The following is a 12,935-nucleotide window of genomic DNA, read 5'->3' on the forward strand; positions in this document are numbered from 1 at the left end:
TATCGGACGGTCCGGATTAATTATCCGACCTGTTGACGAAATTCGGAGCGGGTCAGCATGCTGACACAGTGAGTTGCCCGACCTCTCCGAACATCGTGTTCGTCATGACGGACCAGCACCGCGCCGGCTTCACCGCGGGCGAGGGATTCCCGCTGGACACGATGCCGTTCCTCGACGCGCTGGCCGCGGACGGCACCCGGCTGCGGCGGGCGTACACCACAGCCCCGGCGTGTGTCCCCGCGCGCACCAGCCTGCTGACCGGGCGGTGGCCGAGCACCCATCGCGTACGGCAGAACTCCACGCCGGAGGAGGCCGTCCGCGGCGACGACCTCCTGGATGTGCTGGGTGCGGCCGGCTACCAGCGGTTTTACGCCGGGAAGACGCACATGTACCGCGGCAGCAAGGAGGACTTCGACGCCTTCGCCGGGCCGTACGGGCATGAGTCGGGCCCGGACGAGACCACCGAGCAGCGCGCGTTCGCGCAGTGGCTGAAGTCCATCGACCACGGTCCGGCGAAGGAGCCGACGCCGTTTCCGGTGGAGCTGCAGTTCGCGCACCGGATCGTCTCCGACGCGATCGGGCAGATCGATGCCCGCGACCCGGCGAAGCCGTTCTTCTCGTGGGTGTCGATGCCCGAGCCGCACAACCCCTACCAGGCCCCCGAGCCGTACTTCTCGCTCTTCGGCGAGGACGAGGTCCCGGAGCGCGAGTGCGGCCCGGAGGCGGCGGAGGCCAAGGGCGGGGCGTACAAGTGGCTGCGCGACCTGGTCGAGGAGAAGCGCCCCGGCTACGACAAGCTGTGGCGGCGCTACCGGGCCACGTATTGCGGCATGCTCCGCCTGATCGACGACCAGCTGCGCCGCCTGGTCACCCACTTGAAGGAGCAGGACCTCTGGGACAGCACCCTGCTGGTCTTCCTCGCCGACCACGGCGACTACGTCGGCGACTACGGCCTGCAGCGCAAGGGTGCGGGGATGCCGGAGGCGCTGGCCCGGATCCCGATGGTGTTCGCCGGCTGCGGGGTCGGGAAGAGCGACAACAAGAAGGATTTCGTCTCGCTCGCCGACCTCCTGCCCACGGTCTGTGAGGCGCTCGGGCGGCCGATTCCGCTAGGGGTGCAGGGGCGCAGCCTGTGGCAGCTGCTGACCGGCGCCGACTACCCGGCGGCGGAGTTCGCCGACATCGTGATCGAGCGGGGGTACGGGGGCCTGCCGTACCCGGACGACGCCCGGCCCGAGCTGCACTTCCCGTACGAGGGGACCCGCTACGACGAGCTGAACACCGTGACCCAGAGCGGCACTTCGCGGGCGCTGCGGCACGACCGCTACAAGGTGTACTGCCATGTCGACGGCACGCACGAGCTGTACGACCTCGACGCCGACCCGATGGAACTGGACAACCGATGGGAGGACCCCAAGCTGCGGCAGGTCCGCACCGACCTGATGGAGCGCTGGCAGCGCTGGTCGCTGCGCCTCACCGACGACCTGCCTGACGGCAACTACAACCCGCGGCTACCCCGGCACAACTGGCATCGGACGTGAGACCGGCTCTGGACCTGAGACAGGCCCTCACCGCGCCCCCGCGTCCACCCCCACCGTGCTCTCCCGCGCGATCAGCGTGAAGGGGGCGACGACCTGGCGGGCCGGGCGGTCGGTGCCCTCGATGCGCTCCACGAGCATGGCGACCGCGGTGCGGGCGATGGTGTGCTTGTCCGGGGCGATGCTGGACAGGGACGGGGTGGACAGGCGGGCGCCCTCGACGTCGTCCACGCCGATGACGGCGATGTCGGCCGGCACCCGGACGCCCCGCGAGGTCAGCGCGCGCAGCGTGGCCAGGGCCGTGCGGTCGTTGAAGCAGAAGATGGCGTCCGCCGGGTCGGGGAGGCCGAGGAGATGGTCCACGGCCTCGCCGACGTCCTGCGGGGCGCTCACCCGGTGGTGCACCTCCAGCTCCGGGTCCGGGTCGAGGCCCGCGGCGGTCAGGGCGGCCAGGTAGCCGTCGTGGCGGCGGCGCGGCTCAGGCGGGGTGTTCGCCTTCCGCGTCAGCCGTGGGCCGATCAGCCCGATCCGGCGCCGCCCGAGCGCCACCAGGTGGGCGATAGCCGCGGCGGCTGCGGCCTTGCTGTCGATGGCCACGCTGTCCGCCGAGCGCACCTTGCGCTCGCCGAGCAGCACCAGCGGCGTACGGTCGGCGCGGTTGCGCAGATACGACGCGGGCAGCAACCACGGCTGCAGGATCATGCCGTCCAGCATCTGGCTGCGGAAGCCGTCCGCGACATGCTGCTCCCGCGCCAGATCGCCCTCCGTACAGTCGATCAGCACGGTGAGGCCGCGGTCCTGGGCCTCCTTGACGATCAGATGCCCGAGCTCACCGAAGTACGGGTTTATGGTCGTGGGGACCGCCAGCGCGATCAGCCCGGTACGGCCGCTGCGCAGATTGCGGGCCGAGATGTTGGGCCGGTAGTCCAGCTCGACCAGCGCCCGCTCGACCTTCCCCTTGGTCTCGGGGGTGAGATGCGGATATCCGTTGAGGACATTGGAGACCGTCTTCATGGAGACGCCGGCCAGCTTGGCCACGTCTTTGATCGTTGCGCCCATTCCCGCTCTCCTCCGCACCCCGCCGACCGCATCATTCTCACCCCACGCCCTCCGGCAGGGTCACCCCGGTACCTCGATCAGCGTGACCGAGTGCGCGGGGAAGGTGTGATCGAGGCGGCCGTCCCCGGCGTCCTGCTCCGTGGTCGTCACCTTGAGCGCGTCGGGCTGCGTGGCGCTGTTGTAGCTGGAGATGCCGGCTCCGTTCAAGGTGTGCACGCGCGCCGTGCCGCCCGTACCCGGCGGCAGCGCGACTCCGGCGTGCACATCCTGCTCGCGGTCCCGGTTGAGTACGAACACCCGCACCGTGCCGTTGTCGGCGCGGGTGCTGAGCACGCGCAGCGCCGGGTAGCCGCCGCCGGTGGCGTCCGGGTTGCCGGTGACCTCCTGCCGTACGGGCGTGGAGCCGGCCAGCTTGCTCACCAGCCCGAGCATCCGGGCGCGGCCGGTGTCGGTGAACTCCGGGGCGCCGCCGAAGAGCTCGCCGGCTGCCGGCTTGTCGGTATTGAGGTTGGAGGAGATGGCCAGCGGCACTCCGTGGTTGATCATGCCGATGACGTGACCGCCCTGGATGAGCACGTTCGTCAGCGAACCGCCCCACCCCTCCGGGGCGCCGGCGACGATCGTCCCGTACTCGCTCACTTCGAGGAACGGCCGCTTCCCCGCCCCCGGCCCGTACGCGTCGATCGCCGCCTCCAGCGCGTCCAGCTCCCGGTCCACCACCTGATCCGCCTCGGGGACGGTCGTGTCGTGAACCTCGGCGGCGGTGCCCTGCACCTCGCGGTTCAGGTACAGGTGCGGCCCGATGCAGTCGTAGCGGTGCTCGCGGCCCATCAGCTTGACGAACTCCGGCTTCTCCCAGGGAGAGCAGACCGAGATGGACGGATCGGCCTTCTTCATCGCCGCGTAGAAGTCGGTAAAACCCGCGTGCGGCCCCGAGTCGTAGTCCGCCTTGACGGCGGCGTCCGCGGGCGGGATACGGCCGTGGACGCCGTCGCCGAAGGTGACGCGGCCGGTCTTGGCGTCCAGCTGGTAGACGGCGGCATCGGGCCCGGCGGCACCGAGATCGCCGACCTGGCGCCAGGCCTCGCCCCCGACCCGTACGGTCGCGGAGCCCGGCACCACTGGCGGATACCAGACCTGGAACCGCTGCCCGGCGCTGCCGTCGCTCACCCCGGCCTCCGGCCGGTGGTCGCAGGCGGTGCCGAGCGGCTGGTCCTGCTGCCGCTGGGTGCCGCCGAAGGCGAACTGCCGGAGCCGTGTGTCGAGGTCCTTGGCGCGCCAGTAGGCCTGGTTGGGGAGGTAGAGCTCATTGCCGACTTCCCAGACGTCGATGTCGTACGGGTCGGGGTGGCCGTTCGCCGCGCGGACCTTGGCCCAGTCGGTGCCGCCGTTGGGGTTGGCGCCGGGCTTGGCGTTCATGTACTCGACGTAGTCGGCGGCGTCCCGCGGGGTCTGGGTGGTGCCATTGGTCATGATGGTGGTGCGGGCGCCGATGGCGTCGACGAAGCGCTCGTTCTCGTCGGGCCCGTACGCGCTGTCCATCGGCTCGGCGCCGCCGACGAAGCCGCCGCCGACTTGGCAGCCGCGCTGGTCCTGCGGGCCAATCGACTTCTTCCAGTCGAAGAGGTTGGCCACGGTGCCGCCGGGATAGCGGACCAGCTTCAGGTTCGTCTTCTTGGCCAGCTCGACCATGAGGGCGGAGGGCTGGTCCGTGCCGGTGTCCCACATGCCGAGGCCGCCGCGCGGCCAGCGGTGGTTGGCGCCGACGATCTGGTCGGGCACGGGCCTCGCGGTCGCCTCGGTGCCGACCGAGATGGTGACGGCCGCCGCCTCGGGGCCGGTGGCGGGGGCGGCCGGTGCGGCCTGCGTGATGGCGGTGAGTACGAGCAAGCCGCCGCCCAGTGCTGCCGTGAACGTGGTGCGTCGGTGCATCAATGTCCCCTTCGGGATGGCGGTGCCACTGACGTTACATGTACAACGCTGTGTACAACGTAATAGACAACTTGCCAACCCCGCGGCCGTCTTGAGACGGCCTGAGAGGTGATTCGATGGCGACCGACCGTCCCGCGGTGTTGTTGATCACGGCGGATCAGCTGCGGCGTGATGCGCTGGGGTGCTACGGGGGCCGGGCGGTGGCGACGCCGCATCTGGACGGGCTGGCGGGGGAGGGGACGGTCTACGACCGGGCGTATACGGCGAGCCCGTGGTGCCTGCCGAGCCGGAGCTCGCTGCTGACGGGGCGGTATCCGCGCAACCACGGCGCGTACAGCAACTTCCGGGACGGGGCCTGGCTGTCGCCGGAGGTGCCGAACCTGTACCAGGGCATGGGGCAGGCCGGATATGCGGTCGGGCACGTGGGCAAGTGCCACTTCGCGCCGGTGCCGTACGGCCGCACGCGGCCGGACGCGACGCTGCCGTACAGCGACTTCCGCGAGCACTACCGCGCGCTCGGCATCGACCATCTGGCGCTGCAGGACGGAAAGCAGGTGTCGGTGTGGTTCCGCGACGACTACGCGGCGGAACTGGAGGCGGCCGGGCATCTGGAGGCGTACCGGGACGCGGTGTGGGACCGCGAGGCTCGGAAGGTTTTCACCTTCCCGGGGCCCGCGGAATGGCATCCCGACAGCTGGGTCGGCGAGAAATCGGTCGACCTCATCCGCTCGCACGGGGACGGCGGGCAGCCGTTCTTCGCGTGGATCTCCTTCAGCGGGCCGCATTTTCCGTTCGATCCGCCGGAGGAGTATCTGGAGCGGGTGGACGAGGGCGAGTTGGGGGAGCCGCGGATCGATGCGGGGGAGTGGACTGATCCGGACCGACTGCACTACCGCAGCTTCCACGGCCCGTCCCAGGGCCGGGTGGAGGGCGGCGGGGACCGGCACAATGACCCGGAGTACTGGCGGCGGCTGCGCCGGCACTACGCGGCGAACGTGGCGCTGATCGACGACCAGGTCGGCTGCATCCTGGCCGCGGCACGAGAGCGCTTCGGCGACGACCTGGTGGTGGTCTTCAGCTGCGACCACGGCGAGATGCTCGGCAACCACGGCTTCTGGGGCAAGAACCGCTGCTACTACGACGACGTCCTCCGCGTCCCGCTCATCATCCGCCGCCCGGGTCTCCCGGACGCCGGCACCCGCAGCGACCGGCTCACCAGCCTCGTCGACGTCTGCCCCACCCTGCTCCGCGCCGCCGGCCAGACGCCCGACCCCGGCTGCGACGGCAAGCCCCTGGGCGACGCCGGGCACCCGCATGTCTTCGCGGAGGGCGAGCGCTATACGACCGTCACCGACGGCCGGCACAAGCTCACCCTCGCCCATGCCGACGGCATGACGTACACGGAGCTGCACGACACCGCCGCCGACCCGTACGAGACGACGAACCTCGCCGGCCGGCCGGAGGCCGCCGAGCCCCAGCGCGACCTCCAGGCCGCGGCGCTCGACGCCCTCCTCCGCACCGCCCTCCCCTGAGTGAGTGCTTGGGTGTTCATGCTGGGAGCCCGGTAGCAGCGAGGTCCGGGCCGGTCACCGGCCCCGGGTCGGCATGGGTACGGGGGCGGTGCACGGCGAGCAGTGCCATGTCGTCGGCGGTGGGGCCGCCGGAGAAGCAGTGCACATCCTTCACGAGTGTGCTCAGCAGTCGGGCGGGGGACGGAAAGGTTCGGCCCGCCAACTCGGCGGCCGGGTCGTAGAAGGTGCCGGAGGCGTCCCTGGCTTCGGAGAGGCCGTCGGTGTACAGCAGCAGTGTCCCGCCCGGGGAGTCTCCAGGTGTCCAGTTGGTGGGGCGTCGGAGCAAGCCCGGACAGGCCCAGTGGCAGCCCGAACTCGCGGGGAGTGAGGGTGGTGATGCCCCCCTGGCCGTCGAGCAGCAGCGGGGCGGGGTGGCCGCAGTTGGAGACGCGGACGACGCCGTGGTCCGCGGGGATCTCCACCAGGACGCAGGTGACGAAGTCTTCCGCGGCAGAGGCGCCGCCCCGGTCCGTCTGGTCCCGGGCCAGTGCTGCTTCCAGGCGCCGCGCCACGTCGGGCAGGGTCTTCTCGTGTTCCGAGGCTTCCCGAAAAGCGCCCAGGACGACGGCGACGGTCTCGATCGCGGTGATTCCCTTGCCGCGGACATCGCCCATGACCAGTCGTACGCCGTGCGGGGTCGACCGTGCGCCGTAGAGGTCGCCGCCGATGAGCGCGTCGTGCCGGGCCGCTTCGTAGCGGGCGGCCACCTGGAGGTTGGCCACCCGCCCAGCAGGGCGGGGCAGTACGGCGCGCTGGGCAGCTTCGGCCACCTCGCGTGCCGAGGCAAGTTGCTGACGCCCCCGGTGCACGATGGCATTGAGCAGTACGGCTAGGGCGGCGGCGAAGGCGATCGTGGTGAGCTGGCGCGTCGTGCTCTCCGGGTCGAAGCGCCCCCACGCGGTTTCCTCGACCACCTGGAAGGTCGCGGCCACAACGAGCGCCACGGCGCCGACGGCGACGGTCTTCCCCTTACTGAACAGCGGCGCGGCCATCAGCGGGGCGGACATGAAGAACGGCGAGCCGTTCAGGTGAGCGGGCTTGAAGAGCTGGAAGGCGCTTCCGAAAACGATCAGAAACACAGGAAGCAGGTACGCAAGCCGCCCGGGATCCGACTGCAACGGGGCGGTGGACTGGACCGTACCTAGTGCCGGGCGGGCGGCGATCCTCCCCATGTGGTCCTCCGGGTGTCCTGATGGCGGGTGCCTCGGGCACACACCGTCGGCGAAACGGTCCGCCTGCTGAATCCAGCGAAGGCCGGGGCATGCCCCGGAGCGAACAGCACGTCACGAAGCCGAACTGCGGACCCCGGTGGGAAGCGCGCTCCCATCGGTGTCCGAAGCACGACCCAAATGCCATTCCACGACGGCAAAACTTGGCTATCCACTGCTTCGTGCCCGCCAACCTACGTGCCGCCAGCGCACAGGTTCACGGCACAAGAACGTCCTGCGGCCTGGCTTCACCCAGGTGGCGGCCCTTCGGCGGTTGCAGGTGGACGGCCTCATCGGTGTCCGGGGGCGGAAGGATGAACGATCTGGACGGAGGCTTCTTCGACCAGTCCGGGCGGGGTCCTCGCCGGGTAGGCCTGCGGGGCATCAGAGTGATGAGTGCCCAGGTCAGATGCGCATCGGAGGGCCGCGGGAGGACGACGAAGCCCTTCGCGCCGCGGGGCCGGGAGACCGTCCTCAGCGACGCGAAGGCGCCAGAGGCGTTCGCGGGCGGCGTCGCGGTCGGTGGTGTCGGCGGGCGTCACCGTGATCATCACGGGGAGTCCGAGGGTGTCGACCGCGAGGTGCCTCTTGCGCCCGTTGACCTTCTTGGCCGCGTCGTAGCCCTGCGGGCAGGGCCCGCCACTTGATCCCGTTGTCGACGACGTAGCGGATGGCGTCGACGATCTCGCGCCGGTGCCACTTCTCCGGCCGGCCGCCGGTCTTGGTCCGGCAGGCCGGCAGGGGAAGGAGCGGTTCGAGCAGAGCCCACTCCGCGGCCGTGGTGTCGGAGGGGCAGCGGCGGCTCCGGGCGGTCAAGGAGATCAGACTGGTCCCGGCGTCACTTGGCGAGCTGGGACAGGGTCACGTGGACGCAGGTCGGGTGTGCTTCCATCAGCGCGACGCGGACCAGGTCGCCCGCAGCGCCGGCGCTGGCCGACGCCGATGCCAAACGGGTGCGTCACCTGGTACGGCAGCAGCGTTCGGCTACGACGTCACCGTGACGGAATCCCGCGACTCCTTGTCCCGCCAGGGCCGACAAACACTCACTTACGGCGGCACCGGTGCGTCGGGCCTATGCCTTGTACATGTCCGCCGTGTAGTCCTTGCGCGGCTCCCAGTTGGGGAAGGCCCAGGAGTCCACGTCCACCTTGGCGCCCTTCTTCTTCGCCTTCGCCATCGCCTGCTCGCGGTCCTTCGCGTTCCGGTCGCTGAGCTTCTTCAGCTCGCCGCGCACCGACGTCAGGTCCCCGCTGAACAGGCCCTGGACGACCTCGCCCAGCTGCGGCTGCGGACTCTTCTGTTCCGCCTGCACCTTCGCCACGTCCGGGTTCTTCTTCGCCGGTGCCGGGGCCTTGAAGACGGCGTCCTGGAAGAGCGCGACGACCTGCTTGTACGTCGGATGCACATCGGCCTTGTCGATCGCGTCCAGGTCGAGCGGCGGCTGGTCCATCTTCGCCGCGAGCTTCACATAGTGCTCCGGCCTGGTGAAGTACTCCAGCAGCCGGCTCGCGTCCTTCTGCTTCTTGGACTCGCCCGAGATCCAGAACGGACCCTCCGACGGCGGCCGGTACGCGGTCACCGGCGCGCCCTTCTCGGCCACCAGCATCGGCCCGACGCCGAGCTTGTCCGCGAACTGCTTCAGATCCCGCGAGACCACGCCGGCGCACCACGGGCCGTCGAAGTAGAAGGCCGCGGTGCCCGCCGCCCAGCGCGCCCGGGCGTCCTTGTCGACGAACGACTCGGTGCCGGGCACCAGCAGCTTGTCCTTCTTCAGCGACAGCCAGAACTCGATGGCGTGCACGTATGCGTCGTCATGGAAGGCGATCTCGCCCGTCTTGTAGCGCACCCCGTCCATGGCGTGCCCCTCGAAGCCGCCCGCCTGGGCCAGGAAGCCGATCTGCTCGCGCAGCCGCGGCGGCTGGCCGAGCGCCAGCATCCAGGCGTACGCGTCCCCGCCGCCCTTCTTCCGTACGGCCAGGGCGGCCTTGCGGAACTCGTCGTACGTCTCGGGCGGGCTGTCAGGGTCCAGTCCGGCCTTCTCCACCAGCTCCTTGTTGAACCAGGTGGCGGCCCAGTACTGGCGGAGGTGGAAGAGCGGAAAGTTGTACACCTTGCCGTCGATGACATTGATGCCGTCCACGAGCGCGTCGTCGGGCAGCCGGGAGAGCGCCTTCTCGCTGAGCTCCATCGGCTGGAACCAGCCCGCCTTGACCAGCGCCTGCGGCGGCAGCTGCAGCCCGGCATTGGTGAACACATCCGGCAGCTGATGGCTCTGCCGCGCCAGCTGCAGCGCCTGGCCCATCTTCCCGGTCTGCTGCGGGGTGTACTCCACCGGAATCCCGGTGTCCTTCTGGAACTCGGCGAAGACCTCCTTGTGCAGGTCCTGCAGCGGGTTGAAGTGGTCCCACCACTTCAGTCCCTTCCCGCCGCCGGAGCTCTTGCCGGCGGACGGGGCCGTGCTGCAGGCCCCCAGGGCGGCGGTGGCTCCCGCGGCGCCGATGGCGCCGAGCAGGGCGCGGCGGCTCAGTGTGGTCATCGCTCCTCCAGCTGATAAGTCGTGTTCCGGGGGTTGAGGTCGGCGGCGACCGTCCCGAAGACGTCCGCGACCTCCCTGGCGAGCAGTACGCGCAGCTCGGCCCGCTGCTGCGCGTACTGCGGGTCGGTGGCACGGTTGTGCTGCTCGTGCGGGTCGTCGGTGTGGTCGTATAGCTCGTCGGTGTCGCGGGAGCGGTAGATGTAGCGCAGCTCCCGGGTCCGTACGGAGAGGTTGAGGGCGTCGGTGGCGGTGTCCCAGGACGCCGGGTCCCGGTACTGGCCGGCGGCGTCGGCCGACATCCCGTACAGCACGGATTCCGCCGTCACATGGCCGCGGGTGGCGGCGGCGTGCGGCGCGCCGACCATGGCGGCCGCGGAGATGCCGTCGCTCTCCTCGTCCCAAGCCACGCCCGCGAGCTCGGCGACGGTGGCGGCGATGTCCACGACGGAGACGGGGTTGCGGGTGCGGACGCCGCCGGCCGTGTCGGGGTGGCGGATCAGCAGCGGGACGCGCAGCGCCTCTTCGTAATGGAGCAGATGTCCCTTCTCCATCAGGCCGTGGGTGCCCATCATGTCGCCGTGGTCGGAGGTGAAGACGACGATGGTGTTGTCGAGCTCGCCCGTCTGCCGCAGCCGCTCCAGAACGGCGCCGACCTGGGCGTCGACCAGGGCGCACAGCCCGAGGTAATGGGCGATCAGCTCGGTCCAGCCGTCCTCGTCGAGCCCGGCGTACTTGTGCGCAAACTCGGACTCGGCGACCTCGCGCGGCTTGCCGGCGGCGCGGGTGCCGCGGAGGCCGGGTGGGAGCCGGATGCGGTCCCGGTCGATGATCCGGTCGTACGGCTCGGGGACGATCATTGGGAAGTGCGGCGCGTTGTACGAGCAGACCGCGAGCCAGGGCCGGTCCGCGGGCCGCCGGTCCAGCGCCGCCAGGAACTCGCCGGTCTGCCACGGCTCGAGGAAGTGCTCGTACGGGATGCGCGCGGTGCCGCGGTGCGGGGCGTCGCGGAGCGCCGCGGCATCGGGCGGGGTGAGGTTCTCGATGTGGTCCGGGAGCAACTCGTAGCCCAGCTCCGAGACATGCGCGCGATACGGCTCGATGTACCGGCCGCGGTCCTTGCCGCCCAGCACCGCGGGGATCGCGGCGGTGTCGGTGAAGCCCATCCGGTGTGGGGTGGTGCCGGGGACGTGCCACTTGCCGCAGTAGAGCGTGTGATAGCCGGCCTCGCGGAAGGCCCGGGCGAGCCCGGCCTCGGCGAGGTCCGGCCGGATGGCCTGCCAGTTGCCGAGTACGTGGTGATGGCGTGGCATGCGTCCGGTCCAGAGGCTGGCGCGGGACGGGCAGCACAGCGGGAAGGGCGTATAGCAGGCGTCGAACGATGTGGACTCCCCGGCGAGAGCATCCAGATGGGGGGTGTGCGCGGCGGGATTCCCGGTGTGGCCGAGGGAATCCCAGCGCTGCTCGTCGCTCATCAGAATCAGCACATTGGGGTGCGTGCGCGGCGCTGCTGCCGTCATACAGCTCCTCAGGCATGCGGTATTTACAGCGATGTGTACAACGTTATAGAACGGCTGACAAGACCAACGGCACGCACCACCCGCCCCAACTGCCCGCGCCTGCCCTGGAGGTGGCCCCATGCCCGGAGACCGTCCCGCGGTGTTGCTGATCACGGCCGACCAGCTGCGCCGCGATGCGCTGGGGTGTTACGGAGGCCGGGCGGTGCCGACGCCGCACCTGGACCGGCTGGCGGGGGAGGGGACGACGTACGACCGGGCGTACACGGCGAGCCCGTGGTGCCTGCCGAGCCGCAGCTCCCTGCTGACCGGCCGCTATCCGCGCAACCACGGCGCGTACAGCAATTTCCGCGACGAAGCCTGGCTGTCGCCGCGGCTGCCGAACCTCTACCGGGCCTTCGGCGACGCCGGTTACTCCGTCGGGCACATCGGCAAGTGCCACTTCGCACCGGTCCCGTACGGCGCCACCCGCCCCGACGCGACGCTGCCGTACGACGCCTTCCGCAAGCACTATCTAGCCCTCGGCATCGACCACTTGGCGCTGCAGGACGACAAGCAGGTGTCCGTCTGGTTCCGCGACGACTACGCCGACGAGCTGGACGCGGCCGGGCACCTGGAGGCGTACCGGGACGCCGTGTGGGACCGCGACGCGCGCAAGGTCTTCACCTTCCCCGGCCCGGCGGAGTGGCACCCGGACAGCTGGGTGGGCCGCAAGGCGGTGGAGTGGCTCACCTCGCCACTGGACGCGAACGCGCCGCTGTTCGGCTGGATCTCCTTCAGCGGACCGCACTTCCCGTTCGATCCGCCCGCGGAGTACCTGGCGCGCGTGGACGAGGAGCAGCTGGGTGAGCCGCGGATCGACCCGGCCGAATGGACCGACCCCGCCCGGCTGCACTACCGCAGCTTCCACGGCCCCTCCCAGGGACGGGTGGAAGGCGGCGGCGACCGGCACAACGACCCGGCGTACTGGCGGCAGCTGCGCCGCCACTACGCCGCGAACGTGGCGCTGATCGACGACCAGGTGGGTGCGGTGATCGCGGCCGCCGAGGAGCGCTTCGGCGACAACCTGGTGGTCGTCTTCAGCTGCGACCACGGCGAGATGCTCGGCAACCACGGCTTCTGGGGCAAGAACCGCTGCTATCACGACGACGTGCTGCGGGTGCCACTCATCGTCCGCCGCCCCGGCGGCGTCGGCGCGGGGGCGCGAAGCGACCGCCTCACCAGCCTGGTCGACGTCCATCCGACGCTGCTGGCCGCCACCGGGCTGCCGGTGGACGCGGAGTGCGACGGCCGGCCGATGGACGCCGCCGGGCACCCGCACGTCTTCGCGGAAGGCGAGGGCTTCACGACCGTCACCGACGGCCGTCACAAGCTGACCACCGCCCAGGTCGAGGGCAGCACGTACACCGAACTGCACGACACCGCGACGGACCCATACGAAACCGAGAACCTCGCCGGCCGTCCGGAAGCCGCCGAGCCCCAGCGCGACCTCCAGGCCGCGACCCTCAACGCCCTCCTGCGCACCACGCTCCCCTAGGGCATGTCGGCGCGCGGCGCCGCGCCGAAGGCCCCTACCA

9 protein-coding genes and 2 pseudogenes are annotated in these 12,935 nt (G+C 70.6%); 4 read left to right on the top strand and 7 right to left on the bottom strand.

All coding sequences use genetic code 11. The features are described 5' to 3' along the window. Window positions 1–68 precede the first annotated feature (68 nt). Entirely contained in the window at window positions 69–1,541 is a 1,473-nt protein-coding gene (locus ACNNMR_RS39480; RefSeq protein ID WP_419999541.1) for a sulfatase, read from the top strand. 27 nt (window positions 1,542–1,568) lie between these two features. On the opposite strand, the gene ACNNMR_RS39485 is transcribed toward ACNNMR_RS39480, so the two are convergent. Further along, window positions 1,569–2,597, bottom strand: a complete 1,029-nt coding sequence (locus ACNNMR_RS39485) for a LacI family DNA-binding transcriptional regulator (RefSeq protein WP_419999542.1) — start codon at window positions 2,595–2,597, stop codon at window positions 1,569–1,571. Window positions 2,598–2,657: 60 nt separating this feature from the next. Continuing rightward, window positions 2,658–4,529, bottom strand: coding sequence for a hypothetical protein (locus ACNNMR_RS39490; protein WP_419999543.1), 1,872 nt, complete (start codon window positions 4,527–4,529; stop codon window positions 2,658–2,660). A 116-nt stretch (window positions 4,530–4,645) separates the two neighbouring features. Between ACNNMR_RS39490 and ACNNMR_RS39495 the strand changes: the two genes are divergently transcribed. Continuing rightward, window positions 4,646–6,061 carry a sulfatase gene (locus ACNNMR_RS39495; protein ID WP_419999544.1) on the top strand — a complete coding sequence of 472 codons (1,416 nt, stop codon included), beginning with the start codon at window positions 4,646–4,648 and terminating at the stop codon, window positions 6,059–6,061. Between the two features lie 16 nt (window positions 6,062–6,077). Here the strand turns inward: ACNNMR_RS39495 and ACNNMR_RS39500 are convergent, their stop codons facing one another. Then, window positions 6,078–6,386, bottom strand: a complete 309-nt coding sequence (locus ACNNMR_RS39500; protein WP_419999545.1) for a SpoIIE family protein phosphatase — start codon at window positions 6,384–6,386, stop codon at window positions 6,078–6,080. Window positions 6,387–6,435: 49 nt separating this feature from the next. Further along, window positions 6,436–6,714 (bottom strand): annotated as a pseudogene (locus ACNNMR_RS39505) (PP2C family protein-serine/threonine phosphatase); the annotation flags it as partial. Between the two features lie 202 nt (window positions 6,715–6,916). Here ACNNMR_RS39505 and ACNNMR_RS39510 point away from each other — a divergent pair. Beyond that, entirely contained in the window at window positions 6,917–7,132 is a 216-nt protein-coding gene (locus ACNNMR_RS39510; protein WP_419999546.1) for a hypothetical protein, read from the top strand. A 420-nt stretch (window positions 7,133–7,552) separates the two neighbouring features. Here ACNNMR_RS39510 and ACNNMR_RS39515 read toward each other — a convergent pair. From ACNNMR_RS39515 to ACNNMR_RS39525, 3 genes and pseudogenes are all read right to left on the bottom strand, one after another. Continuing rightward, window positions 7,553–8,124: pseudogene (locus tag ACNNMR_RS39515) on the bottom strand (transposase); the annotation flags it as partial. Between the two features lie 256 nt (window positions 8,125–8,380). Continuing rightward, complete coding sequence (locus ACNNMR_RS39520) at window positions 8,381–9,844, bottom strand: ABC transporter substrate-binding protein (protein ID WP_419999547.1); 1,464 nt, start codon at window positions 9,842–9,844, stop codon at window positions 8,381–8,383. Next, window positions 9,841–11,361 (bottom strand): sulfatase, encoded by a 1,521-nt coding sequence (locus ACNNMR_RS39525; RefSeq protein ID WP_419999548.1) that lies wholly within the window; start codon window positions 11,359–11,361, stop codon window positions 9,841–9,843. Before ACNNMR_RS39525 ends, ACNNMR_RS39520 begins: the two co-directional genes overlap by 4 nt. 118 nt (window positions 11,362–11,479) lie before the next feature. On the opposite strand from ACNNMR_RS39525, the gene ACNNMR_RS39530 reads away from it, so the two are divergent. Continuing rightward, window positions 11,480–12,895: a sulfatase gene (locus ACNNMR_RS39530; protein ID WP_419999549.1), complete on the top strand. Its 1,416-nt coding sequence runs from the start codon at window positions 11,480–11,482 to the stop codon at window positions 12,893–12,895. The last annotated feature ends 40 nt before the right edge of the window (window positions 12,896–12,935 follow it).

Origin of the sequence: Streptomyces boninensis, assembly GCF_048572725.1 — a bacterium.
GTDB lineage: Bacteria > Actinomycetota > Actinomycetes > Streptomycetales > Streptomycetaceae > Streptomyces > Streptomyces boninensis.